Origin of the sequence: Streptomyces sp. L2, assembly GCF_004124325.1 — a bacterium.
GTDB lineage: Bacteria > Actinomycetota > Actinomycetes > Streptomycetales > Streptomycetaceae > Streptomyces.
In genome coordinates this window covers 4,977,285-5,001,633 of sequence record NZ_QBDT01000001.1, presented here as the reverse complement: position 1 = coordinate 5,001,633, position 24,349 = coordinate 4,977,285, and the positions used below count along the sequence as shown (strand labels likewise).

The following is a 24,349-nucleotide window of genomic DNA, read 5'->3' as shown; positions in this document are numbered from 1 at the left end:
CCTTCATCGTGCTACAACAGGTCTACACCACTGAGTGGTGTAGACCACCACCCGATGGAGGACGTATGACCACCGCCACCGCGCCGTCCACGGCGGCCCCTCAGAAGAAGAGGGGATCCGGCCTGTTCCAGGGCCTGCAGAAGGTCGGCCGCAGCCTGCAGCTCCCGATCGCCGTGCTGCCGGCGGCGGGCATCCTGATGCGGCTCGGCCAGCCCGACGTCCAGGCGAAGCTGCACCTGCCCACCGACGTCGCGAAGGTGTTCGCCGGGGCCGGCGGCATCCTGTTCGACAGCTCCTTCGGGCTCCCCCTCCTGTTCTGCATAGGCGTGGCCATCGGCTTCGCGAAGAAGGCCGACGGCTCGACGGCGCTCGCGGCCGTGGTCGCGTTCCTCACCTACTATGCCGTGATCCACCAGTTCCCCATCAAGGAGGGTCACGAGGGCGCGACGTACACGCCCGTCGCACCCTTCGGAGGGTTCTGGCAGAAGGGGCACGAGGCCGCCACGGCCGCCACGTTCCAGAACCCGGGTGTGCTCGGCGGCATCATCATCGGTCTGCTGACCGCCGTGCTGTGGCAGCGCTACCACCGCAAGAAGCTCGTCGACTGGCTGGGCTTCTTCAACGGCCGCCGTCTGGTCCCGATCATCACGGCCGCCGTCGGTGCCGCCCTCGGTGTCCTGGTCGTCCTCGGCTGGCAGCCCATCGGTGACGTGATCACCAACTTCGGCGAGTGGATGACCGGCCTCGGCTCCGTCGGCGCGGCCCTCTTCGGTCTCATCAACCGCGCGCTGATCCCCATCGGCATGCACCAGTTCGTCAACTCCGTGGCCTGGTTCCAGATCGGCGACTACACCAACTCCGCCGGCACCGTCTTCCACGGCGACCTGCCGCGCTTCTTCGCGGGCGACCCGCACGCGGGCATGTTCATGACCGGCTTCTTCCCGATCATGATGTTCGGTCTGCCGGCGGCGGCCCTCGCCATGGCCCACTCCGCCCGGCCCGAGCGCCGCAAGGCCGTCCTCGGCATGATGACGTCGCTGGCCCTGACCTCGTTCATCACCGGCGTGACCGAGCCGATCGAGTTCTCGTTCATGTTCATCGCGCCGCTGCTCTACGCGATCCACGCGGTCCTCACCGCGCTGTCCATGGCGGTCACCTGGGCCCTCGGCATCCACATGGGCTTCAGCTTCTCCGCCGGTCTGACCGACGTGCTCATCAACTGGGGTATCTCCACCAAGCCGTGGCTGATGATCCCGGTGGGCCTGGTCTTCGGCGTCATCTACTACGTCGTCTTCCGGTTCGCCATCGTCAAGTTCAACATCCCCACCCCGGGCCGGGAGCCCGAGGAGGAGGTCGAGGACCTCACCAAGGCGTGAGGTACCGCCGCAGGGCAGAAGCAAGGCCCCGGAACCCGAGTGCGTCGGGCTCCGGGGCCTTCGCCGTCGCAGGACGGGGGCCGGACTCAGATCTCGTACGACTGCCTCGGTGCCGCCAGGTCCACCGGGCCGGCGAAGACCTCGCGGGCGTCGCGGAGGTTGACCCGCGGGTCGGTCCACGGGGGGATGTGGGTGAGGACCAGGCGGCGGGCGCCCGCGCGGGCCGCCGCCTCACCCGCCTCGCGGCCGTTGAGATGCAGGTCGGGGATGTTCTCCTTGCCGTGCGTGAACGCGGCCTCGCACAGGAACAGGTCCGTGTCGCGGGCCAGCGTCCCCAGCGCCTCGGTGACCCCCGTGTCGCCGGAGTAGGCGAGGGACTTCCCGCCGTGCTCGACCCGGATGCCGTACGCCTCCACGGGGTGGCGGACCCGCTCGGTGTGCACCGTGAACGGGCCGATCTCGAACGTCGACGGCTTGACCGTGTGGAAGTCGAAGACCTCGCTCATCGAGGAGGCGCTGGGGGTGTCGGCGTAGGCCGTGGTGAGGCGGTGCTCGGTGCCCTCGGGGCCGTAGACAGGGAGGGGGTCGCAGGGGCCGCCGTCGTGGCGGTAGTAGCGGGCGACGAAGTACCCGAGCATGTCGATGCAGTGATCGGCGTGCAGATGGCTGAGGAAGATCGCGTCGAGGTCGTAGAGACCGCAGTGGCGCTGGAGCTCGCCGAGGGCGCCGTTGCCCATGTCGAGCAGCAGCCGGAAGCCGTCGGCCTCGACGAGGTAGCTCGAGCAGGCCGATTCCGCGGACGGGAACGACCCCGAGCAGCCGACGACGGTGAGCTTCATGAAGCAGAAACCTCCGTGGCGGAAACCATTGGGCGCGGTGCGCGACAAGTGGTGCGAAGGGAGCGGGGCGGGGGTGACGAGGGGTCGTACGGGGTTCGTCGAGCGTAAGGCGCAAAAGGGCCGGTCGCTCCTCTGCCAGGGGCCGTTGTGGGCGAACTCACCTGTGCTGTCACCGGTTCGGCTGGACCGGGGGCGCAACAGGATTGAAGGAGGGCGCGCAATGCGCGGCGTGCGCCGGTACCGTCGTCCGTATGGACACGTCATGGTGGCTGGCGCTCGCGGCGGTGGTGCTGCTCGCCCTGGTCGCCACGCTCGTGGACGGCTGGGGGCGCGGGCACCGGCGGTCCCGGCGGTGGCGCCGGCGGCACGGGCGGTCCGAGGGGGCCGAGGCGGCGGCACGGCCCCATCCGGGTGACATCTGGTGGGCGAACGTGCCCTACGAGGACCACGTGGGTGTCGCCAAGGACCGGCCCTGCCTGGTGCTGGCGGTGCGTGGCAACCGGGCGACGGTCGCGAAGATCACGAGCAAGTACCACGACGAGCGCTCGGGGGTGATCCCGTTGCCGCCCGGCGCGGTCGGTGACGCCCAGGGCCGCCCCAGCTTCCTGCGCACCGACGAGCTGCGCGAGGTCCCTGTCGGGGACTTCCGTCGGCGGGTGGGTGTGGTTGATCCGGTTTTGTGGGATCAGGTGCGACACCTGGCCGGGTGAGCGGTATTTGTTTGTCTGCGGCTGCATCGTGGCTTGTCGCGCAGTTCCCCGCGCCCCTTCGGGCGCTCAGCTCACCCTCACTGTCACCGTCCAGTTCTGGATGCCCTTGCAGGAGACCGCGCCCGGTGTCGTGGGCTGGGCGCACAGGGGGCGGGAGGACTCCAGTTTCACCGTGCCGGAGGCCGTCGCGCGCCAGGCGCCGGAGGCGTCGCCCGGTCGGAGGACGATGCCGGCGTTGATGGCTTCCAGGCCCTTGCCCTGCACGGAGACCGGCTTCCAGGGGCGGGCCTTGGTGCCGTCGAGGGTGAGGCGCAGCTCGTCGCCCTTGGACAGGCAAACGGTACGGCCGTTGTCGGCGGCCGTCAGCTGTCCCTTGGCGGTACAGCCGGTCGGGGTGGAGGACACCGTGCCGCCGTTACCGGAGTGGCCCGCGGACGTGCCGGACTTCTCGGAGCCGCAGCCGGCCAGGAGGAGCGTCGCCGCGAGGGCGACGGCGGTGGTGCCGACGGGGAGCGCTGTCCGTGTCGTACGGCGCATGGGGACCGCCTTTCGGTACAGGGCCGGACGACCGGCCTGGTGCTGATGTGACGTGTCAGCGGCGCCGGCGGATCCCGCTCACAGCCCCCGAAACGGAATGATCCCGCGCGCGGAAGGCCTCCGCGCGCGGGATCACCGGGTGGTGCGGGTCAGCTGGTCGTGACGGCGGTGTCGTCGACGACGAAGCTGGTCTGCAGGGAGGAGTCCTCGGTCCCGCTGAACTTCAGGGTGACCGTCTGGCCCGCGAAGGCGGACAGGTCGAAGGACTTCTGCGCGTAACCGGAGGCGGCGTCCAGGTTGGAGTAGGTCGCCAGAGTGGTCGAACCGGCGGTGACCTTCAGCTTGTCGTACGCGCTGCCGGAGGTCGACTCGTTGGTGTCGATGTGCAGGTAGAACGTCACCTTGGCGGTGCAGCCGGCCGGGATCGTCACCGACTGGGACACGGTGTCGGTGTGGGTGCTGCCGTAGCCGTCCATCCACGCCTTGTAGGAGCCGCTGTGGGCGGCCTCACCGGAGTCGTTGGTGATGACGCCGCTGGTGGCGCTCCAGCCGGTGCTGCCGGACTCGAAGCCCGGGTTGGTGAGCAGCTGGGCGGAGGTGCAGGTGCCGCCCGAGGTGCCGACGGTCCAGGTGAAGGAGGTCGCGCCGGTGGCGCCGGTGGAGTCCTTCGCGGTGACAGTGACCTGGTAGGTGCCGGCGGTGGAGGCGGTGCCGGAGATCAGGCCGGTGGAGCTGTTGATGGACAGGCCGGTCGGCAGGCCGGTGGCGCTGTAGGTCAGGGCCGCGCCGGCGCTGTCGCTGGCGTGGATCTGCAGGCTGGCGGAGCCGCCCGTGGTGGTGGACTGGCTGCCCGGGTTGGTCACGGAGACCGTGTTGCCCGTGCTGCCGCCGCCGGCGGTGAAGGCGGCGGTGCCGTTGGGGGTGCCCCAGCCGGTCGGGCCGTCGTAGCCGGTGCGGGCGGTGCAGAAGTAGGACGTGGAGCAGGAGCCGTTGTTGCCGCTCGTCACGTCGAACAGGTTGCTGGTGTGGGCGTAGGGGTACTTCGCCGGGTAGTCGCTGCTGCCCGGGGTGCCCGCGAGGGCGTAGACGCCGGCGACGAGCGGGGCGGAGGCGCTGGTGCCGCCGTAGACCGCCCAGCCGGAGCCGCCGTAGGTGTCGTAGACCGCCACACCGGTCGCCGGGTCGGCGACCGCGGAGACGTCGGCCTCCATGCGCTTGGAGCAGCCCGTGTCCGTCTGCCAGCTCGGCTTCGGGTCGTAGGCGGAGCAGCCGGAGCCGGTGCCCTCGGTGGAGTTGGTGTGCCAGACGGACTCCGACCAGCCGCGGGAGTTCGAAGCGGTGCTCAGCGCGGTGCCGCCGACGGCGGTCACGTACTGGGAGGTCGCCGGGTACTCGGCGCCGTAGGCGGAGTCGCCCGCGGAGACCGTGATGGCCACGCCCGGGTGGTTGAAGTACTGCTGGTCCTCGGACGTCTGGCTGGACGCCTCGTCGCCGCCCCAGCTGTTGGAGACGATCTTGGCGCCCTGCGAGACGGCCTGGTTCTCGGCGATGCCGAGGTCCGTGTCGTTCGCCGAGTCGGCCTCGACCAGGACGATGTGGCAGTTCGGGCAGGTGGCGCTGACCATGTCGAGGTCGAGCGCCTCCTCACCGGCCCAACCCGAGTCGTTGGTGGGGAGGTTGGTGGTGGAGCCGGTCTGGCTGACCTGCTTGAAGCAGCCGTTGGCCTTGGTGCAGGAGGACAGGCCGTAGGTCGAGCGGTACGTCGCCAGGTCCGACTCCGCGTTGGGGTCGTTGTAGGCGTCGACGATCGCGACCGTCATGCCCGAACCACCCGTGGAGGGCAGCTTGTAGGCGTCGTGCAGGTTGGCCGGGGAGAGCCCGGAGGGGGTGGCGGCCGCGGCGGCGAGCGCCGAGGCGAGGTGCTGCTTGATGTCGGTGCGGCGCTGCGCGAAGCAGGACGCGTGGCCGGGCTCGGCGGTGGCGCACAGGTGCTGGGTGGGCACCTTCTGGCCGGCCTTGCCCGTGGTGTGGAAGGTCTGACGCTTGGGGTCGGTCAGGGCCTTCGCGTTCTGCGCCGCGTGCGTGGTGGTGTGGGCGGCGGTCTGTGCCGTGACCGGCGTGGCACCCGCTACGGGTGCGGCGGCGAAACCGGCGACGGTGAGACCGAGGGCCGGGACGGCGACGGCGACGAGCTTGCGCAGACGGGGTCTGCGCCCGCTCGGGCGTGACTCACGCATGGGGTACTGCCTCCGTGGAAGTGGGGATTCGCAGCTGGAAGGGCAGCCCGTGACACGCGCGTAGCGGCGGCGAGACCGCGCAGGTCATGAGCATGACACTCACAGGCCCCTGCCCGCCGACCTCGTGGAGTGAGGGTGACATGACAGGGTGCGGGAGGAACGTAGCCCTGGCCCGAGCGTTACCGGCAGTACCGGACGCAATTCTTTGCCCGGCCATAGGATTCGCGTGACCCCCTCATTGGAGGGGGTTGGCGAGAACCGAGAACTACGCCCGAGGCACTGCGGCTGCGGTGCTACGCCCGCAGCTGCTGCACCCGAGCCCCTACGCCCAGAGCTGGCCCTGGAGGGTCTCGATGGCCTCTTCCGTCGTGGCGGCCGTGTAGACGCCGGTGGAGAGGTACTTCCAGCCGCCGTCGGCGACGACGAAGGCGATGTCGGCGCTCTCGCCGGCCTTCAGCGCCTTGTTGCCGACGCCGATCGCCGCGTGCAGGGCGGCACCGGTGGAGACGCCCGCGAAGATGCCCTCCTGCTGGAGGAGTTCACGGGTGCGGGTGACCGCGTCCGCGGAGCCCACGGAGTAGCGGGTGGTGAGGACCGAGGCGTCGTACAGCTCGGGGACGAAGCCCTCGTCGAGGTTGCGCAGGCCGTACACCAGGTCGTCGTAGCGCGGTTCCGCGGCGACGATTCTGACGTCCGGCTTGTTCTCGCGCAGGTAGCGGCCGACGCCCATCAGGGTGCCGGTCGTGCCGAGGCCCGCGACGAAGTGGGTGATGGAGGGCAGGTCGGCGAGCAGCTCCGGGCCCGTGGTCGCGTAGTGCGCGCCGGCGTTGTCCGGGTTGCCGTACTGGTAGAGCATCACCCAGTCGGGGTGCTCGGCGGCCAGCTCCTTGGCGACGCGCACGGCGGTGTTGGAGCCGCCCGCCGCCGGGGAGGAGATGATCTCCGCGCCCCACATGCCGAGCAGGTCCCGGCGTTCCTGCGAGGTGTTCTCGGGCATCACGCACACCATGCGGTAGCCCTTGAGCTTGGCCGCCATGGCGAGCGAGATGCCGGTGTTGCCGGAGGTGGGTTCGAGGATCGTGCAGCCGGGGGTCAGCCGGCCGTCCTTCTCGGCCTGCTCGATCATGTGCAGGGCCGGGCGGTCCTTGACCGAGCCGGTCGGGTTGCGGTCCTCCAGCTTGGCCCAGATGCGGACCTCGGGGGACGGCGACAGCCGCGGCAGGCGCACCAGGGGGGTGTTGCCCACCGCGGCCAGCGGGGAGTCGTAGCGCATCGCTGCCGGCGCCGTCAGCGCATGCCGCCGGCCACGGCCGGCAGGATCGTCACGTTGTCGCCGTCGGACAGCTTGGTGTTGATGCCGTCCAGGAAGCGGACGTCCTCGTCGTTCAGGTACACATTGACGAAGCGGCGCAGCTGGTCGCCGTCCACGATGCGCGCCTTGATGCCACCGTGCCGGGTCTCGAGGTCGGCGAACAGCTCGGCGAGGGTGTTCCCGGAGCCGTCCACCGCCTTCTGGCCGTCGGTGTAGGTGCGGAGGATGGTCGGGATGCGGACCTCGATGGCCATGGTCGCGGGCTCCTGTCAGGGTTTAAGTCGTCGATGTCGGGTCGTCGATGTCGTCGAAGGTGGCGCGGATGCCGCGGAGGCTGCGCGCGCGGCGGCTCACCGCGTGGCCCACGGCCGTACGGCGGCAGGGAACGTCAACAGATGGCGCTGTTCAACCTGCACAGGTCGACGTGCAGCCGCGCCACGAGCAGCATGCCCGGCGTCTCATCGCTCACGTCGTGAAGAACCATGGGCTCATCGTATCGATTCCCGGTCCGGGTTCTGGAATGTGATCCCAGATGGCGGACGCGTGACGGTCGAGGGGTGAGACGGTACGACTCGGCGGGGGCTCCGTGCGGGGCCCGGTGGGTGCTCGGTGCGGGGCCCGGTGGGTGCTCAGTGGGCGCTCAGTAGGCCTCGACGATCTTCACGTCCTCCTCGGTGACCTGCCCGTCGAGGATGCGGAAGGAGCGGAACTGGAACTCGCCGAGGCCGTCGGCGTCCGCGGTGGAGACGAGGACGTAGTGGGCGCCGGGCTCGTTGGCGTAGCCGATGTCTGTGCGGGAGGGGTAGGCCTCGGTCGCGGTGTGGGAGTGGTAGATGATCACCGGCTCCTCGTCGCGGTCGTCCATCTCGCGGTAGAGCTTCAGCAGGTCCTGCGAGTCGAACTCGTAGAAGGTGGGCGAGCGGGCCGCGTTCAGCATCGGGATGAAGCGCTCGGGACGGCCGGCGCCCACGGGACCGGCGACCACGCCGCACGCCTCGTCGGGGTGGTCCTCGCGCGCGTGGGCGACGATCCGGTCGTGGAGGGCCTGGGTGATGGTCAGCATGGGGCTCAGGATAAGCAGAGGGCCCACTCCGTACCGAGGGATGGTACGGAGGGGCCCACATGCCGGACGTCGTGAGCGGGTGGCCGCCGGGAATCCACGAGTGTTCCCGGTCGCCTGACGTCCTTCGGGGAGGCCGGCACGGCGGGGCCGGCTCCTGGTTCTGGCGGGTGCGGTCAGCCCACCTGCTCCAGTTCCGGCTCGCGGCGTTCGGTGATGTCCGGGGTGCGGTTCTTCAGCACCAGCCAGCCGATGCCGAGCGCTGCCGCCCAGACGGCCATCACGTAGAGGCAGACCCTGGAGTCGGCGTCGTAGGCGATCAGACCGGTGACGAAGAGCAGGAACGCGATGGCGATGTACGACGACACCGCGCCGCCGGGAGCCGGGAAGGGCGAGGCGGGCAGCCGGCCGGCGGCGACCGCGCGGCGGTACCGGACGTGGCTGATCAGGATCATCAGCCAGGTCCAGATGCCGGCCGCGGTGGCGACGGAGGTGACGTAGCCGAACGCCTTCTCCGGGACGACGTAGTTGAGGACCACGCCGATGCCCATGAACAGCACGGAGACGGTGATGCCGAGCGCCGGGGTCTTGGTGACCGACAGCTTGGAGAAGGCCTGCGGGGCCTCGCGGTTGTCGGCGAGGGTGCGCAGCATGCGGCCGGTGGAGTACATGCCCGAGTTGCAGGAGGACAGGGCGGCGGTGAGCACCACGAAGTTGACGATGCCGGCGCCGGCCGGGATGCCGATCATCGCGAACGCCTTCACGAAGGGGCTGACGTTCGCGTGGAACTCGGTCCACTTGACCACGCACAGGATGACGGTGAGGGCACCGACGTAGAACAGGCCGATCCGCCAGGGCAGGGTGTTGATGGCCTTCGGGAGGGTCTTCTCCGGGTTCTCGGACTCCCCCGCGGTGACGCCGACGAGTTCGACGGCGAGGTAGGCGAACATCACGCCCTGCAGGGTCATCAGGGAGGAGCCGATGCCCTTGGGGAAGAAGCCGTCGAACTGCCAGAGGTTCGACACGTGCGCGGTGTCACCGGCGGCGCTGAAGCCGAAGGTGAGCACGCCGACGCCGATCACGATCATGCCGATCAGCGCGGTGACCTTGACCATGGAGAACCAGAACTCCAGCTCGCCGAAGAGCTTGACGGAGATCAGGTTGACCCCGAAGAGGATCACCAGGAAGACGAGCGCGGTCACCCACTGCGGCACCGAGGGGAACCAGTAGTTGATGTAGATCGCGGCGGCCGTCAGCTCGGCCATGCCGGTGACCACCCACATCAGCCAGTACGTCCAGCCGGTGAAGTAGCCGAAGAACGGGCCGAGGAACTCGCGCGAGTAGTCGGCGAAGGAGCCGGAGACGGGGCGGTAGAGCAGCAGTTCGCCCAGGGCCCGCATGATGAAGAAGATGATCACGCCGGCGAGGGCGTACATCAGGATGAGGCTGGGGCCGGCCTTCTCGATGTTGGCCCCGGCCTTCAGGAACAGTCCGACACCGATCGCGCCGCCGATGGCGATCATCTGGACCTGGCGGCTGCCGAGCCCGCGCTCGTACCCCTCCTCAGGGGCTGCGGTGACCTTCTCAGAGGCCATGTGTGGTGCGCCTTTCTCCATTTCCGACCCGGGCCTGTCGTCGGCCTCCGGATCGGGTTTCGATCCCCCCGGACTGATGGAGCTGGGCGGGCTTTCGAACGGCCCGCCCGTGCCTGGCCGGCGGTCGCCGGCTCGGTGGCGCACCCGGCCGTACATGGGTGGTGTCGGCCGGGCGATCGTGAAGATTTACCACGCCGGACCGCTGATCACAGGGTGGCGATGTGACGCACAGCACAGGGAGAACCGGACAAAGGGTGACCGAAGGCGGCAATACCGGCCACATCGGTGACGTGATCGTTATCCGGATTTGAGCGTCCTCTGAGCGAACGCGAAATGGGAATGAATCAGGACATCGCGGCATGATGGCCGTCAAGGCATGACGGCCATCGGGACATCAGGCTCGTCACGGCATGAGCGTGCCGACGAGGGTCTCCTGGAGGCCGCCGAGCCAGAGGTAGGCCAGCACCATCGGCTTGCGCGGGTCCTCGTCGGGGAGCCGGTAGAGCAGGTCGGTGTCGTCCTCGTCGGTGATGTCCAGCGTCGTGCCGATGGCGAGGCGCAGGTCGTTGAGGGAGCCGAGCCACTGCCGGGACTCCGCCGGGGACAGCTTGAGGACCGCGCCGCCGTCGTCGTCCAGGGGGGCGAGGGCGTCCAGGGTGCGGATCACCGCGAGGGCGTTGTCCCGCTTGCCGGCCCGCAGGTCGTTCTCGGTGTAGCGGCGGAACTCGGCGGAGTACTCCTGCCATTCCTCCGCCTGGCCGAGGGACTCGGGCGCCTTGGCGGGGTCGCTGTAGGCGTCCGGGAAGAGCCGTCTGAGCACCGGGTCGGAGGGCGGCTCGCTGGGGCCCTCGGCGAACAGCTCGGCGAGCGGGTCGTCCGGGGCGTCCTCGGCGGGACCGGGGCCGATGCGTTCCAGCAGCTGGGCGGCGAGCGAGCGGAGGATGGAGATCTCGACGTCGTCGAGCGCGACGGCCGCGCCGCCGCCGGGGAGCGGTTCGAAGGTTCCTGGCATGGAGGCGATTCGCTACTTCCGGTCCTGCTGGAGGGTGGCCCACAGACCGTAGCCGTGCATGGCCTGCACGTCGCGTTCCATCTCCTCGCGGCTGCCGCTGGAGACGACCGCCCGGCCCTTGTGGTGGACGTCGAGCATGAGCTTGGTGGCCTTGTCCTTGGAGTAGCCGAAGTACGCCTGGAAGACGTACGTCACGTAGCTCATGAGGTTGACCGGATCATTGTGGACGATGGTGATCCAGGGGACGTCGGGCTCGGGTACGGCGAAGACCTCCTCCGCCGACTCGGTGCGTTCGATCTCTGCGGGCGCGGGTGACGTCACACGGTCCATGCTGCCACGCCGATCAGTATTCGTCACACTGACGAAATGGGGGTACGATCCCTGCCATGCCGCACACACCGGGGGACAACCCCCGGACCCCCGGCCGTGCCTGGGGGGCTCTGAGCGGAACGAGCTAGGTGAGGACAGTGGGAGTAGCGGACCTTGGGCTGCCGGTGGATGTTCCCTCTACCGCGCTCTTCACGGACCAGTACGAGCTGACCATGCTGCAGGCCGCGCTGGCGGGCGGTACCGCCGAGCGGCGCAGTGTGTTCGAGGTCTTCACCCGGCGGCTGCCGCACGGGCGGCGCTACGGCGTGGTGGCCGGCACCGGGCGCGTCCTGGACGCCGTCGAGAACTTCCGCTTCGACGACGCCGTCCTGGCGTTCCTGCGCGAGCGGGAGATCACCGACGAGCGGACGCTGGAGTGGCTCGCCGGCTACCGCTTCAGCGGGGACATCTGGGGCTACCCCGAGGGCGAGGTGTACTTCCCGGGCTCGCCGATCCTGCGGGTGGAGGGCTCCTTCGCCGAGTGCGTGCTGCTGGAGACCGTGATCCTCTCCATCCTCAACCACGACTCGGCGATCGCGGCCGCCGCCTCCCGGATGGCGTCCGCCGCGGGCGGCCGGCCGCTGGTCGAGATGGGCGCCCGCCGCACCCACGAGCTGGCCGCGGTCGCCGCCGCGCGCGCCGCGTACGTCGGCGGGTTCGCGACCACCTCCGACCTGGCGGCCGGCTTCCGGTACGGCATTCCGACGGTCGGCACCTCCGCGCACGCCTTCACCCTGCTGCACGACCACGAGCGGGACGCCTTCCGGGCCCAGGTGGACTCGCTGGGCCGGGGCACGACGCTGCTGGTGGACACGTACGACGTCGCCGAGGCGGTCCGTACGGCGGTGGAGGTGGCCGGTCCCGAGCTGGGCGCGGTGCGCATCGACTCCGGGGACCTGCTGCTGGTCGCGCACCGGGTGCGGCAGCAGCTGGACGAGCTGGGCGCGACCCGCACGAGGATCATCGTCACCTCCGACCTCGACGAGTACGCCATCGCCTCGCTGGCGGCGGCGCCCGTGGACGCGTACGGCGTCGGCACCCAGCTGGTGACCGGCTCCGGGCACCCGACCTGCTCGATGGTCTACAAGCTGGTCGCGCGCGCCGAGTCCGCGGACCCGGCGGCGCCGCTGGTGCCGGTCGCGAAGAAGTCCAGCGGGGGCAAGACGTCCGTGGGGGGCCGCAAGTGGGCGGCACGGCGGCTGGACGCGGACGGGGTGGCGGAGGCCGAGGTCGTCGGCACCGGATCCGTCCCCGCCGAGCTGGCCGACCGGCAGTTGCTGGTCGAGCTGGTCAAGGGCGGCCAGGTCGTCGCGCGCGAGCCGCTGGACGTCGTACGGGACCGGCACATCGCCGCGCGGGGGAACCTGCCGCTGTCCGCGACGCAGCTCTCGCGCGGGGAACCCGTCCTGCCGACGGAGTACGTGCACGGGCGCTCGGGTAGCTAATCCGGGACCGGTACGCGCCTCTCCTCCACCGCCCACCCACCCATCCATCCAGTCGAAGGACACCCGCCATGCGCCGCGCCTTGATCGTCGTAGACGTCCAGAACGACTTCTGCGAGGGCGGCAGCCTCGCGGTGGCGGGGGGTGCCGATGTCGCCGCCGCGATCACCGAACTGATCGGGCAGGCGGCGGGCGGCGCGGGCTACCGGCACGTGGTGGCCACCCGCGACCACCACATCGCGCCGGGCGGCCACTTCGCGGACGACCCCGACTACGTCCACTCCTGGCCGGCGCACTGCGTCGCGGGCACGGAGGGGGTGGGGTTCCACCCCAACTTCGCGCCGGCCGTCGCCTCGGGGGCGGTGGACGCGGTGTTCGACAAGGGGGCCTACTCGGCCGCGTACAGCGGGTTCGAGGGGGCCGACGAGAACGGGGTGTCGCTGGCGGCGTGGCTGCGGGCGCGGCACATCGACGAGGTCGACGTGGTCGGGATCGCGACGGATCACTGCGTGCGGGCTACGGCGCTGGATGCCGCGGAGGAGGGGTTTCGGACGCAGGTGCTGCTCGACCTCACGGCGGGGGTCTCCGCCGACAGCACCGACCGCGCCCTCGAAGCACTCCGCTCAGCAGGCATAACCCTCACCGGCAAACCAGTCCTGAACAACTAGCCCGCACTGAACTCGTACGTCACCTGCTGCCCGGCTGTGGCCGCTCGCAAAGTTCCCCGCGCCCCTTGGGTGAGCTGCGCGGGCCGGCACTGGAAGGCGCCGCCCAGCACAGCGCGCCCCTCAGGGGTGGCTGGGGGTCGCGTTTCGCCTGCGGGTCGGCGGGGGCTCGTCGCGCAGTTCCCCGCGCCCCCTGGGCGAGCTGCCCGGGCCAGTGCTGGAAAGCGCCGCCCGGTACAGCGCGCCCCTCAGGGGCGCGGGGAACTGCGCGAGCGGCCACAGCCGGCCGGCGGATGACGTACGGCCCCGGCCGCCCTCGGTCTCACCCCTGAGGCACCGGTCTGCGGAGAAGGGCTCGGATGGGGTGCCAGAGTTCGTTCGGGATGACACCGTTGTCCGGGGACGTGCGCCAGAGGAGGCCGTCGGGGTGGTGGAGGACCGCCGTCACCTCGTCCGGGGTGGGCGGCGCGGTGTTGCCCCGCAGGTATATCGCGCGCAACCCCAGGTTGCGGAGCCTGGTCAGGGCTCGGGCCCGGTTCTGGGCGTGGACCAGCACCCGTACCCCGCCAGGGCCGCCCGCAGGGCCCGGGCTGGGCAGGTTGAGCGCCACCACCACCGTGCCGTTCGGCAGCTTGCAGAAACCTCCTGCGGCCATGTGGTCACATCCCCGTTCCGGTCGGTGTCAATAAGCGAGCCACAGGTCGCACCTAAACACGATCGGCGGCAACCCGCCAGGGGGTTGCCGCCGATACGCTTCTGACCTGCGGAAATGCCCGCTTACTTCACCGCGGGACCAACCAGCAGCTCCACGGTCGAGCCACCCTTGCCCTGCTTCAGGATCCTGATCTTGGTGTTGGTGTCAGTGATCTTGACGCTCGCGGAGGGGTTCTCCGGGTCGTAGTAGGTGTTCGTGTGGTCGTTGAACGTCCGCACGCCCTTCTGCGACTTGATCTTGGTCTTCACGTCCGCCTTGTGCAGGGTGAGGGCGTCGGTGCGACCGATCGTGAACGTCGAGTCGTACGTCTGGATCTTGTTGCGCATCAGCGTGCCGTCGGACCACTTCAGGGCCTTGGCGTGCGCGTCGACCGGCAGGATCTGGCCGACGCCCGGGTGGACGCTGGTGTTGTTGTCAGCCTGGGAGGTGTCCCACTTCCAGATCAGCAGGCCGTTCTGGTACGGGTAGTGCTCCACCCAGCCCGTGCGCTTGGCCGAACCGAAGTTGTACGGGCCGACCTTGAGGGTCTTGTCGTACGACTCGTACTGCCGGTTCTCGGCGATGTAGTACTGCTTGTAGTCCTTGGTGAAGGACGCGCCGATGCGGGAGAAGCCGGAGGCCGTCCACGCGTTGTCCGCGCTCTCGGCGTTGTCCGAGAACACCGGGGCACCGTCGGCGGTCAGCGTGATGTCGTCCGCCGCGAAGCCCTTCAGGGCGACGCCGCCGTCGGACTGGTAGCGGAAGCGCAGCTGGATCTTCTGGCCCGCGTAGGCGTCGAGGGAGTACGACAGCTTCTTGTAGCCGTCGACCGAACCGGTCAGGGCCGGCTTGTCGCTGCCGTCGCGCGGGATGGCCTGGCCGTCCACCGTGCCGTCGAGGGCGGTCCAGTTGGCGCCGCCGTCGGTCGACACCTCGGTGTAGAGGTAGTCGTAGTCCTTCTCGATGTCGTACCAGCCGTCGAGGTCCAGCTTCGCGGACGTCTTGCCGGTCAGGTCCACCGAACGGGTCAGGGTGTTCTTGAGGTTGTCACCCATGCCGCTCCACCACTGGGTGGCACCCTGCGCCGGGTTGACGATCGTGGTCTTGACCGCCTTGTCCGGCAGCGAGACGACGAGCGCCTGGTGGTACTTGGTGTTGTACTCGGCGAGACCCAGCTTGTGCCAGGAGGTGACGCCCGCCTTGGCGGTGTCGTAGTTCAGCCAGCCCAGCTGCATCTTGTCCCAGGCGTTGAGGTCGCCCGGCATGTCGCCGATGGCCTCCTTGCCGGTGCCCAGCCAGGAGCCGGCGGACATCAGCGTCCAGAAGCCGGTGCCGTTGTCGCCGCCCGCGGTGTCGTACTCGTCCGGCAGGCCGAGGTCGTGGCCGTACTCGTGGGCGAAGACACCGAGGCCGCCGTTCTCCGGCTGGATGGTGTAGTCGCCGACCCAGACGCCGGTGTCGCCGACCTGGGTGCCGCCGAGCTTGTTGTCGGCCGGACCGGTCGCGCCCGCGTCGGTGCCGAAGGCGTACCAGCGGTGGGCCCAGATCGCGTCCGTGCCCTGGGCGCCGCCGCCCGCGGACTCGTCCTCACCGGCGTGCACGAGCTGGAAGTGGTCGATGTAACCGTCGGGCTCGTTGAAGTTGCCGTCGCCGTCGTAGTCGTAGCGGTCCCACTGGTCGTACTTGGCCAGGTCCGCCTTGATGGTGGCGTCGGACTTGCCGGCCTTCTTCTGGTCGGCGACCCAGGCGTTCAGGCCGTCGCGGACCACGTTCCACACGTCGGTGCAGTTCGTCTGGCCGCAGGCGTCGTTGCCGTAGCGGGCCTCGTTGTAGGGCACCTTGACCCAGTCGGAGACCTCACCGTCGACCGAGTAGCGGCCCGAGGACTGCTTCTCGTAGTACTTCTTCAGCGACTCGGTCTTCTTGCCGGTGCCGAAGTACAGGTCCTGGTAGTGCTTCTGGTTGTAGTCCGCCTGCCAGGCCGTCGAGTTGTCCTTGCGGCGGTCGGGCTGGGCGATCGTGTTGTGCAGCGGGCCGGGGGTGCCGCCGAACTTGGGGTCCGTCTGGTCGCCGAACTCCACCAGGATCGTGAAGATCTTGTCGGTCTTCTCCCGGCCGAGCTCGACGTACTTGCTGTCGCCCTTCTTGCTCTTGAGCTGGACGACCTTGGAGCCGTTGCGCTCCTTGACCTTCGTCTTGCCCGATATGAGCTGGTTCAGGGCCTCCTGGCGCTGCGCCCGCTGCGTCTTGCTCATCGGACCGTCGAGGTTGTGCGACTGCTGCTTCAGGGCCGGGTCGTGCCGGTTCGCGGCAGCCGACGGGGCCTTGTCCGCGCCGGTCGCGGCCTGCGCGACGGCGAAGGTCGCGAATCCGGCCGAGGCGGTGGCGAGCACAACGCCGATGGCGGCGGCTCTGAACGTCCAGGGTCTGCTGGTCACTTGAGTTCCTCCCCCGCGCCGCGCGCACGAACAGGGGGTCCCGGGTCATGGATGGATCCGTGCGCGCACGTTCAACGCGTGTGTCAAGTGACGTCATTTGACTAGAGGTTTAGAAGAAAAGACAGATCTTGACTTGCCCAGGACAAGTGCACTATGCGGAGCTGACGTCCGCTTTACGAACAGGGTTAACCCTCGGTCCCCGGGCGCGCCGTAGGGGAATCCCGGCCAACGGGCGCGTGATACCGGCACATGCCGGGGCCCCATGACTCCGTGCGCCCCCTGTGCACCGGCACCGTGGGTTAGGTCACGCTTACCCATCGTCCGTCCCGGGCATGCAGCCGAATAGAGTCGAAACGGCACCCCCCGACCCTCCCGAGGACACGATTGCCATGCCTCGTCCGACTGCCGCACAGCTCGTCTACGGTTTCTGCACCGTGGTCTTCTCGACCCTCGCCATGCTGCTGCTCTCGCAGGCGACTTCCGTCCTCGGGATCGCCGTCATCGCACTCGCCGCACTCGCGCTGGGCGTCTTCGTGGCCATGACGGTGCCGCTACCCGGCGCCCACACCGTCGCAGCGCGGACGGAGCCCGCGGCCGAGGAGGAGCGGGTGCCCAGCCGGCTCTGACCGGCGGACACCGGGCTCAACGCGTGCTGACGACCACCGTCTTGGCCGCTTTGTCGTGCAGGCCCTGTTTGTACGGCTTGTCGAAGAAGCTCCAACCGCCCGAGATGGCAGTCCAGATGCAGGCGCAGCAGAACGCGAACGGAATCCACAGCACCAGGGAGCGGATCAGCAGGGTCTGCGGGGAGGGCGTGGCACCGTTGTCCAGGTTGGCCACGCGCAGGTGCAGCCACTTCTTGCCGAGCGTCTGGCCGGTCCGGGACATCATGAACGTGTCGTAGGCGATGTAGAGGACGGCGGCGATGACGCCCTCGGCCGCCGACCGGCCGGCCTGGATGCCGTTGTCGTTCATCTCCCACGCGCTGACCCCGAACGCCCAGGTGAGCAGGCCGACGACGATCCCCACCAGGATCATGTCGATGATGCGGGCGAGGGTCCGCTTGCCGCTGTCGGCGAGCGGGGGCATTCCGGCGAGCGGGTCGGCGGGGTAGCCGCTGCCGCCGTAGGGGTCACCGCCGTACGGGCCGCCACCACCGTAGGGGCCGCCTCCCGGCGGGGGAGGCTGACCGCCGCCGTAGGGGCCGCCGCCGTGCGGAGGAGGCTGGCCGCCGCCGTAGGGCGGAGGCTGCTGGCCCCCGTACGGGGGTGGCTGGCCGCCGCCCTGGTCGCCGCCCGGGGGTGGGGGCTGCTGGGCGCCGTACGGCGGGTCGTACGGCGAGCCCGCGCCCTCTTGCGACGGGGGCCGCTTGCGGAGCGGATCGTCGTCGGGCGGCTGCGGTCCGGAGCCGTGGGGCGGTTCGCTGCTCATGGCCCGAGTGCATCCCGAACGCCCCGGCTCCGCATCCGGCAGACCGCCGTACGGAGTACCGGCGCCAGCCCTTCGGCGCCGTCGCGCGGCCGGCGGTCAGCCCGCGACGAAGGTGTGCGCCGCCTTGTCGTGCCAGCACTGGTGCCAGGGACGGTCGAACAGGCACCACAGCACGCCGAGGACGCCGATGCCGAGGAGGCCGGGAACGCTGTACACCAGCCAGCGGCGCAGCGCCGCGCCGAAGGCGGGAGGCTCGTGGCCCTCGATGTCCCGCACGTCGAGCCCGCACAGCTTCTTGCCCAGGGTGCGGCCCCACTTGGCGGTGGGCAGCACCTCGTAGAGGACGCCGAAGACGAGCAGGACGGCCAGCACGATGGCGAGGCAGGTGCCGGTGGTGCCGTCGAGCAGCCAGACGGTGACGGTACGGCCGGACAGCTTCGCCGCGTCGATCTTGTCCTGGATGTGGTCGACGGCCCTGGTGCCGAACGGGACGGCCGCGACGCCAGTGACGGCGCCGATGACCAGGTTGTCGACGAGCCGGGCGAGGAACCGCCTGCCGAGTCCGGCGGGCCGGGCCGCGGCCTGCCGGCGCGCCGCCGCCTGGAAGATGTCGTCCACCGGCGGCTTCCACGGCGCGACGGGCTGCTCGTCCCCGGCCCCGGCCAGCTGGTGCACCTGCTGCGCCCAGGAGGCCTGCCCTCCCCCGGGACCGCTGGTCACCGGGGCGGGCGCCGGCTGCGGTGCCGGAGCGGCGGCCTGGTGCGGCACGGAGGGGGCGGGTGCGGCGGCGTTCGGTGCGAAGGGGGCCGGTGCGGCGGCGCGTGCGGCGGCCGCCTTCCCGGCTCCGAAACCGGCACCGGTGACCGGCGTGGCGGCGGGACCGGCGGACGGGGTGGCGGGGGCGGCGGTTGAGGCGGAGGCGGGGGCCGCTCCGACGGGGCCCTGGAGGCCGGGGCCGCCCGCACCGGGGGTGGCGGAACCGCCGCTCGCCGGCCCACTCGTCCCACGCGCGCGTGCCCCGCTCGACCCCGGACCGGAGGTGTCCCGCACCGGGCGGAACGTCATCGTGCCCTCGTCCTGGACCGCCGCCGGACCCGGGACCGGGCGGCGGAAGATGAAGGTGCCGCCCGCGTCGGGGGTGTCCGGCTCGGCCGGGGGGATGGAGGCCGTGCCGTCGGCGCTCATGGCGTGGCCGGACGGCTGGGCCGGGGTGTCCGCCGGAACCCTGGGGTCGGCCGCCCATGCGGCGGGCGCCTGCCGCTGCGGGCCGGACGGCGTGGGCTGCGGGTCCTCGTCGAAGAAGTGTGGGCCCGTCTCCTCCATCGCCGAAGCCGCCGGCGGCACGGGAGCCATCGGGGCTGCGGGGGCGGCCGGGGCCGCAGGAGCCTGTGGAGTCGGAGCCGCCGGGGCGGCGCCCGGCGGCGGGCTGAGCGGTTCGCCGTCCCTCGGCGCCGGCCTGCTGGTGCCCGGCACCCAGGAGGCGCCGTTCCAGTACCGGACGTAGCCGGGGATGGACGGGTCCGGGTAGTAGCCCTCGCGGGGCCTGTCGTCGCCGGGGGCCGGGGTTGGGGCGCTCATGTCCGTCGTCCCGTATCTGCTCGGAGGTGGGATGCGAGCCTCCACATCTATCAGACGCGCGGAGCCCCCACCGCCAGTCCCGCCGTACCCGCACCTTTACGGGCAACTCCGTGCACTGCTCCGCCATACCGGGACGAGGGAGCGCCGTCGTACACGGAGAGGCGGCGAAAAAACTTTCCCGAACCCGCGTAATGCCCGCGCCCCCGCCGCCTCTCCCTCGTGCGGGGCCGCGTCCGGGCGGCCCCCGGGAGAGAGGAAACGCAGGTCATGGAGCACACCGTGGTGGAGCGCGAGCTGGAGCTGAACCTCGTCCTGTCGCCGGAGCGGAGCGTCCCGGTCCCGGCGCGGCTGAGCTACCGCACCGACGACCCGTACGCCGTGCACGTCACCTTCCACATCAACTCCGAGCATCCCGTCAACTGGACGTTCGCGAGGGAACTCCTGGTGGAGGGGGTGTTCCGGCCGTGCGGGCAGGGGGACGTGCGGGTGTGGCCGACGAAGGCCGACGGGCGCAGCGTGGTGCTGATGGCGCTGAGTTCGCCCGACGGCGACGCCCTGCTGGAGGCGCCCTCCGCGCAGGTGTCGGCGTGGCTGGAGCGGACGCTGCGGGTGGTGGCACCGGGGACGGAGGCCGCGCGGCTGGGCATCGACGACGCGCTCGACCAGCTGCTGGCGCAGTGAGCGCGGTATGGGTGAGCCGGTGCGGCCGGTCAGAACAGTTTGCCCGGGTTGAGGATGCCGAGCGGGTCGAAGACCTGCTTCACCGCGCGCTGCATCTCCAGGCCGACCGGGCCGATCTCGCGGGCCAGCCACTCCTTCTTCAGCACGCCCACCCCGTGTTCGCCGGTGATGGTCCCGCCGAGTTCCAGACCGAGGGCCATGATCTCGTCGAAGGACTCGCGGGCCCTCCGGGTCTCGTCGGGGTCGCGGGCGTCGAAGCAGACGGTGGGGTGGGTGTTGCCGTCGCCCGCGTGCGCGCAGACGCCGATCGTCAGGTCGTACGTGGCGGCGATCCGCTCGATCCCGTCGAGCATCGCGCCGAGCCGGGAGCGGGGCACGCACACGTCGTCGATCATCGTCGTGCCCGCGACCGCCTCCAGCGCGGTCAGCGCGAGCCGCCGGGCCTGGAGCAGCAGTTCGGACTCGGCGGCGTCGTCGGCGGGCACCACCTGGGTGGCGCCGGCGGCCTCGCAGAGCGCGCCGACGGCGGCGAGGTCGGCGGCGGGGTCCGGGGTGTCGAAGGCGGCCAGCAGCAGCGCCTCGGTGGACTCGGGCAGACCCATGTGGGCGAGGGCGTTGACCGCCTTGACGGTCGTACGGTCCATCAGTTCGAGGAGGGACGGGACGTGCCCGCCCTCCATGATCCGGCAGATCGCGTCGCACGCGGCGGTCGCGGAGCCGAACTCGGCGGCGAGCACGAGCTGCTGGGGCGGCTTGGGCCGCAGCGCGAGCACGGCCCGTACGACGATGCCGAGGGAGCCCTCGGAGCCGACGAACAGCCGGGTGAGGTCGTAGCCCGCGACGCCCTTCGCGGTACGGCGGCCGGTGGACATCAGGCGGCCGTCGGCGAGGACGACGTCCAGACCGAGGACGTACTCGGCGGTCACGCCGTACTTGACGCAGCACAGCCCGCCGGAGGCGGTGCCGATGTTCCCGCCGATCGTGCAGGTCTCCCAGCTGGACGGGTCGGGCGGGTAGTACAGGCCGTGTTCCCCGACGGCGCGGGAGAGCGTGGCGTTGACGACGCCGGGTTCGACGACGGCGATCCGGTCGACGGGGCTGATCTCCAGGATGCGGTTCATCCGCGTGAGGGACAGCGCGATGCAGCCGTCGACGGCGTTGGCCCCGCCGGACAGGCCGGTGCGGGCGCCCTGCGGGACGACGGGGACGCCCAGCTCGGTGGCGGTGCGCAGGACGTGCTGGACCTGTTCCACGGTGCGCGGCAGCACGACGACGGCCGGGGCGCCCGCCGGGCAGAAGCTCGCCATGTCGTTGGCGTAGGAGGCGGTGACGTCGGGGTCGGTCAGCACGGCCTCGGGCGGCAGCCCGGCCAGGAGCCGGCCGGTGAGGCTCCCGGGCTCACCGGTCTCCGCGGTGCGCTGCGCTTCGGTACGGCTCATGATCACACCTTCGCACTCGCCGCCATCCGTGTGAACCCGTCCGCACCGTCCTTGGGCCACCCGGACGCGGTCGCCGCGTTGACGCACAGTGAGCGGCATGGAGATCCGACCGTACGACGACCGTCCCGACACGGGTGCCGCGGGCGCGCCGGGTTCGGCGGGAGCGCCGGGTTCCGTGGGCGCGCCGGGTTCGGTCCCGCCGTCGGGTGCCGTCCCGCCGCAGCCTTCCGTGCGGCCGCCGGTGCGGCGCCAGGGGTGGCGGATTTCGCGGCGGGCGCTGGTGGGCCTGGCGGCGGGCCTGGCCGCGGGCGGGCTGTTGGCCGGCGCGGCGCTGGTGCTGCTGCCGGAAGTGTCGGGGCACGGGGCCGTGGCGCCCGCACCGGGGCCCCGCGCGCGGGCGCTCGCGCTGACGGCGGTCACGTCCGGGCGGCCGGCCGCGCTGCCGGATCTGGCGGTGCTCATCGGGCGGCAGGAGAGCCTGGTGCGGGCGCGGCCGCGGGACGCGCGCGCGTGGGCGGTGCTCGGGTCCGCGTACGTGGCGCGGGGCCGGCGGGAGGCGGACGCCGCGGACTTCCCGCGGGCGGAGCAGGCGCTTCGGACGTCGCTGAAGGTGAAGGCCGAGGGGAACGCCCAGGCGCTCGGCGCGCTGGCCGCGCTGGCGAACGCGCGCCGGGACTTCCCGGCGGCGAAACGGTACGGCGAGCAGGCGCGGAAGCTGACGCCGAAGGAGTGGTCCGCGTATCCGCCGCTGATCGACGCCTACACCGGGCTCGGTGACTACAAGCGGGCCCGCTCCACCCTGGAGAAGCTGCTGGAGCTGCACACCGGTGCCGCCGCGCGGCCGGCGGTGATGGCGCGGGCGTCGCAGGTGTACCGGGACCGGGGCTGGCGCGAGGACGCCGAGGCCCAGCTCGCCGACGCTGCGGCCGCCGCCGGTACGCCCGCCGAACGGGCCGCGTACCTGGCGGACGCGGGCCGGCTGGCCTGGGAGCGCGGGGACCGCGAGGACGCGCTGCGGCACTACCGGGCGGCCGTACGCCTGGATCCGGACCGGCGGGAGGCCCTCGCGGGGCAGGGCCGGGCGCTGGCCGCGCTGGGCCGCACCGACGAGGCGCTGGACGCGTACGCGACGGCCGTGGCGACGCGGCCGCGCCCCGAGGACCTGCTGGACCTGGGCGAGCTGTACGAGTCGCTGCGCCGGGGCGAGCAGGCCGGGGAGCAGTACGCGCTGCTGCGGGAGCGGCTGCGGCAGGCGGAGTCCGGCGGGGTCGACGAGGACCTGCTGACCGGGCGGTTCGAGGCGGACCACGGGGACGCCACGGACGCGGTGGCGCGGCTGCGGGCGGAGTGGGCGCGCCAGCCCGGCCTCGCGGTGGCCGACGCGCTGGGCTGGGCGCTGCACCGCGCGGGCGCCGACGAGGAGGCGCTGACGTACGCGTCGATCGCGACGGACGCGGCGAAGGGCGGCGGGGTGCGCAGTGCGCCGTACGCGTTCCACCGGGGGATGATCGAGCAGGGCCTGGGGCTGGCCGCGTCCGCCCGCCGGCACCTTGAGGAGGCGCTGCGGATCAACCCGTGGTTCTCGCCCCTGGACGCGCCGGAGGCCCAGCGGGCGCTTGCCGCGCTGGGCCCCGTACCGGACGAACCGCTGCCGTCCGAGGATTCCGACGAGACCTCCTGAACCCTGTGGGTCGCAGGCCGCCGTGGACTACAGGTTGCCGCGCTTCTCCTGCTCGCGCTCGATCGCCTCGAACAGGGCCTTGAAGTTGCCCTTGCCGAAGCCCATGGAGCCGTGCCGCTCGATCATCTCGAAGAAGACGGTCGGCTTGTCCTGGACCGGCTTGGTGAAGATCTGCAGCAGGTAGCCGTCCTCGTCGCGGTCGACGAGGATCTTCAGCTCGCGCAGCGTCTCGACGGGCACGCGGGTCTCGCCGGCCCACTCGCCGAGGGTGTCGTAGTAGGAGTCCGGGGTGTCGAGGAACTCGACGCCGGCCGCGCGCATCGTGCGGACCGTCTGCACGATGTCGTTGGTGTTCAGCGCGATGTGCTGGCAGCCCGGGCCGTTGTAGAACTCCAGGTACTCGTCGATCTGGGACTTCTTCTTGGCGATGGCCGGCTCGTTGAGCGGGAACTTCACCTTGAGGGTGCCGTCCGCGACGACCTTCGACATCAGCGCCGAGTACTCGGTGGCGATGTCGTCGCCCACGAACTCCTTCATGTTCGTGAAGCCCATGACGTTGTTGTAGAACGACACCCACTCGTTCATCTTGCCGAGTTCGACGTTGCCGACGCAGTGGTCGACGGCCTGGAAGGTGCGCTGGGCGGGCGGCTCGACGATGGGCTTGGCGGCCACGAAGCCGGGCAGGTACGGGCCGTCGTAGCCGGAGCGGTCGACGAGGGTGTGGCGGGTCTCGCCGTAGGTGGCGATGGCGGCGAGGACGACGGTGCCGTGCTCGTCCTTGACCTCGTACGGCTCGGCGACGCTCTTCGCGCCGTGCTCGACGGCGTACGCGTGGGCGGCACGGGCGTCCGGGACCTCGATGGCCAGGTCGACGACGCCGTCGCCGTGCTCGGCGACGTGCTCGGCGAGGAAGGTGCCCCACGTGGTGGAGGGCTTGATCACCGAGGTGAACACGAACCGCGCCGAGCCGTTCTCCAGCACATAGCTGGCGGTCTCGCGGCTGCCGTTCTCCGGTCCGGAGTAGGCGACGAGCCGCATGCCGAAGGCCGTCGAGTAGTAGTGCGCGGCCTGCTTGGCGTTGCCCACGGCGAAGACGACGGCGTCCATTCCCTTGACCGGGAAGGGGTCGGCCTGCCGGGCGGTGTCGGGAGTGTGGTCTGTGGTCTGCGTCATAGCGGAAGGGTGACTCGACTCTGCAAGGTGCGCAATAGTTCGCGTAATCGCTGAGCATTTTGTTCAGTGGTACAGCCGTA

The 24,349-nt window shown here is 70.9% G+C and carries 23 protein-coding genes; 7 read left to right on the top strand and 16 right to left on the bottom strand.

The annotated features are described in order from the left end of the window. Positions 1-65: 65 nt before the first annotated feature. Complete coding sequence (locus DBP14_RS22310; protein WP_129308921.1) at positions 66-1,376, top strand: PTS transporter subunit EIIC; 1,311 nt, start codon at positions 66-68, stop codon at positions 1,374-1,376. 86 nt (positions 1,377-1,462) lie between these two features. On the opposite strand, the gene DBP14_RS22305 is transcribed toward DBP14_RS22310, so the two are convergent. Continuing rightward, the gene (locus DBP14_RS22305; protein ID WP_129308920.1) at positions 1,463-2,215 is read right to left on the bottom strand and encodes an MBL fold metallo-hydrolase; all 753 of its coding nucleotides are present in this window, start codon (positions 2,213-2,215) and stop codon (positions 1,463-1,465) included. A gap of 251 nt (positions 2,216-2,466) precedes the next feature. Between DBP14_RS22305 and DBP14_RS22300 the strand changes: the two genes are divergently transcribed. Next, the gene (locus tag DBP14_RS22300; protein ID WP_129308919.1) at positions 2,467-2,925 is read left to right on the top strand and encodes a type II toxin-antitoxin system PemK/MazF family toxin; all 459 of its coding nucleotides are present in this window, start codon (positions 2,467-2,469) and stop codon (positions 2,923-2,925) included. Between the two features lie 66 nt (positions 2,926-2,991). On the opposite strand, the gene DBP14_RS22295 is transcribed toward DBP14_RS22300, so the two are convergent. The 9 genes from DBP14_RS22295 to clpS all read right to left on the bottom strand — a co-directional run bounded on the left by DBP14_RS22295 (position 2,992) and on the right by clpS (position 11,008). Next, on the bottom strand, positions 2,992-3,462 hold the full coding sequence (locus DBP14_RS22295) for a hypothetical protein (protein WP_129308918.1): 471 nt from the start codon (positions 3,460-3,462) through the stop codon (positions 2,992-2,994). A gap of 149 nt (positions 3,463-3,611) precedes the next feature. Then, on the bottom strand, positions 3,612-5,699 hold the full coding sequence (locus DBP14_RS22290) for a putative Ig domain-containing protein (protein WP_129308917.1): 2,088 nt from the start codon (positions 5,697-5,699) through the stop codon (positions 3,612-3,614). A gap of 322 nt (positions 5,700-6,021) precedes the next feature. Continuing rightward, positions 6,022-6,972: a cysteine synthase gene (locus DBP14_RS22285; RefSeq protein WP_129308916.1), complete on the bottom strand. Its 951-nt coding sequence runs from the start codon at positions 6,970-6,972 to the stop codon at positions 6,022-6,024. 14 nt (positions 6,973-6,986) lie between these two features. Next, on the bottom strand, positions 6,987-7,265 hold the full coding sequence (locus DBP14_RS22280; protein ID WP_129308915.1) for a MoaD/ThiS family protein: 279 nt from the start codon (positions 7,263-7,265) through the stop codon (positions 6,987-6,989). A 134-nt stretch (positions 7,266-7,399) separates the two neighbouring features. Further along, positions 7,400-7,495 carry a putative leader peptide gene (locus DBP14_RS37460; RefSeq protein ID WP_347239660.1) on the bottom strand — a complete coding sequence of 32 codons (96 nt, stop codon included), beginning with the start codon at positions 7,493-7,495 and terminating at the stop codon, positions 7,400-7,402. A gap of 156 nt (positions 7,496-7,651) precedes the next feature. Next, the gene (locus DBP14_RS22270) at positions 7,652-8,074 is read right to left on the bottom strand and encodes a M67 family metallopeptidase (RefSeq protein ID WP_129308913.1); all 423 of its coding nucleotides are present in this window, start codon (positions 8,072-8,074) and stop codon (positions 7,652-7,654) included. 173 nt (positions 8,075-8,247) lie between these two features. Further along, entirely contained in the window at positions 8,248-9,666 is a 1,419-nt protein-coding gene (locus tag DBP14_RS22265; RefSeq protein ID WP_129308912.1) for an amino acid permease, read from the bottom strand. A 403-nt stretch (positions 9,667-10,069) separates the two neighbouring features. Next, complete coding sequence (locus DBP14_RS22255; RefSeq protein ID WP_129308911.1) at positions 10,070-10,678, bottom strand: DUF2017 domain-containing protein; 609 nt, start codon at positions 10,676-10,678, stop codon at positions 10,070-10,072. A 12-nt stretch (positions 10,679-10,690) separates the two neighbouring features. Then, a complete protein-coding gene (clpS, locus tag DBP14_RS22250) occupies positions 10,691-11,008 on the bottom strand; it encodes an ATP-dependent Clp protease adapter ClpS (protein ID WP_129308910.1) in 318 nt (105 codons plus the stop codon). A gap of 137 nt (positions 11,009-11,145) precedes the next feature. Here clpS and DBP14_RS22245 point away from each other — a divergent pair, with 137 nt between their 5' ends. Together DBP14_RS22245 and DBP14_RS22240 are read left to right on the top strand one after the other, a co-directional pair. Further along, positions 11,146-12,492 (top strand): nicotinate phosphoribosyltransferase, encoded by a 1,347-nt coding sequence (locus tag DBP14_RS22245; RefSeq protein ID WP_129308909.1) that lies wholly within the window; start codon positions 11,146-11,148, stop codon positions 12,490-12,492. 68 nt (positions 12,493-12,560) lie between these two features. Further along, positions 12,561-13,157, top strand: a complete 597-nt coding sequence (locus DBP14_RS22240; RefSeq protein WP_129308908.1) for an isochorismatase family protein — start codon at positions 12,561-12,563, stop codon at positions 13,155-13,157. A 319-nt stretch (positions 13,158-13,476) separates the two neighbouring features. On the opposite strand, the gene DBP14_RS22235 is transcribed toward DBP14_RS22240, so the two are convergent. Together DBP14_RS22235 and DBP14_RS22230 are read right to left on the bottom strand one after the other, a co-directional pair. After that, entirely contained in the window at positions 13,477-13,809 is a 333-nt protein-coding gene (locus DBP14_RS22235; protein ID WP_129308907.1) for a hypothetical protein, read from the bottom strand. A gap of 122 nt (positions 13,810-13,931) precedes the next feature. After that, positions 13,932-16,286: an immune inhibitor A domain-containing protein gene (locus DBP14_RS22230; RefSeq protein WP_129308906.1), complete on the bottom strand. Its 2,355-nt coding sequence runs from the start codon at positions 16,284-16,286 to the stop codon at positions 13,932-13,934. A 389-nt stretch (positions 16,287-16,675) separates the two neighbouring features. Between DBP14_RS22230 and DBP14_RS22225 the strand changes: the two genes are divergently transcribed. Continuing rightward, positions 16,676-16,912, top strand: coding sequence for a hypothetical protein (locus tag DBP14_RS22225; RefSeq protein WP_129308905.1), 237 nt, complete (start codon positions 16,676-16,678; stop codon positions 16,910-16,912). A 16-nt stretch (positions 16,913-16,928) separates the two neighbouring features. On the opposite strand, the gene DBP14_RS22220 is transcribed toward DBP14_RS22225, so the two are convergent. Beyond that, on the bottom strand, positions 16,929-17,717 hold the full coding sequence (locus DBP14_RS22220; protein WP_129308904.1) for an RDD family protein: 789 nt from the start codon (positions 17,715-17,717) through the stop codon (positions 16,929-16,931). Between the two features lie 96 nt (positions 17,718-17,813). Further along, positions 17,814-19,295 carry an RDD family protein gene (locus DBP14_RS22215; protein WP_129308903.1) on the bottom strand — a complete coding sequence of 494 codons (1,482 nt, stop codon included), beginning with the start codon at positions 19,293-19,295 and terminating at the stop codon, positions 17,814-17,816. Between the two features lie 267 nt (positions 19,296-19,562). On the opposite strand from DBP14_RS22215, the gene DBP14_RS22210 reads away from it, so the two are divergent. Continuing rightward, complete coding sequence (locus DBP14_RS22210; protein ID WP_129308902.1) at positions 19,563-19,976, top strand: SsgA family sporulation/cell division regulator; 414 nt, start codon at positions 19,563-19,565, stop codon at positions 19,974-19,976. A 29-nt stretch (positions 19,977-20,005) separates the two neighbouring features. Here DBP14_RS22210 and DBP14_RS22205 read toward each other — a convergent pair whose 3' ends face one another. After that, the gene (locus DBP14_RS22205; RefSeq protein ID WP_129308901.1) at positions 20,006-21,415 is read right to left on the bottom strand and encodes an FAD-linked oxidase C-terminal domain-containing protein; all 1,410 of its coding nucleotides are present in this window, start codon (positions 21,413-21,415) and stop codon (positions 20,006-20,008) included. Between the two features lie 97 nt (positions 21,416-21,512). On the opposite strand from DBP14_RS22205, the gene DBP14_RS22200 reads away from it, so the two are divergent. After that, positions 21,513-23,096, top strand: coding sequence for a tetratricopeptide repeat protein (locus tag DBP14_RS22200; protein WP_129308900.1), 1,584 nt, complete (start codon positions 21,513-21,515; stop codon positions 23,094-23,096). Between the two features lie 27 nt (positions 23,097-23,123). On the opposite strand, the gene hppD is transcribed toward DBP14_RS22200, so the two are convergent. After that, a complete protein-coding gene (gene hppD / locus DBP14_RS22195; protein ID WP_129308899.1) occupies positions 23,124-24,269 on the bottom strand; it encodes a 4-hydroxyphenylpyruvate dioxygenase in 1,146 nt (381 codons plus the stop codon). Between the last annotated feature and the right edge of the window lie 80 nt (positions 24,270-24,349).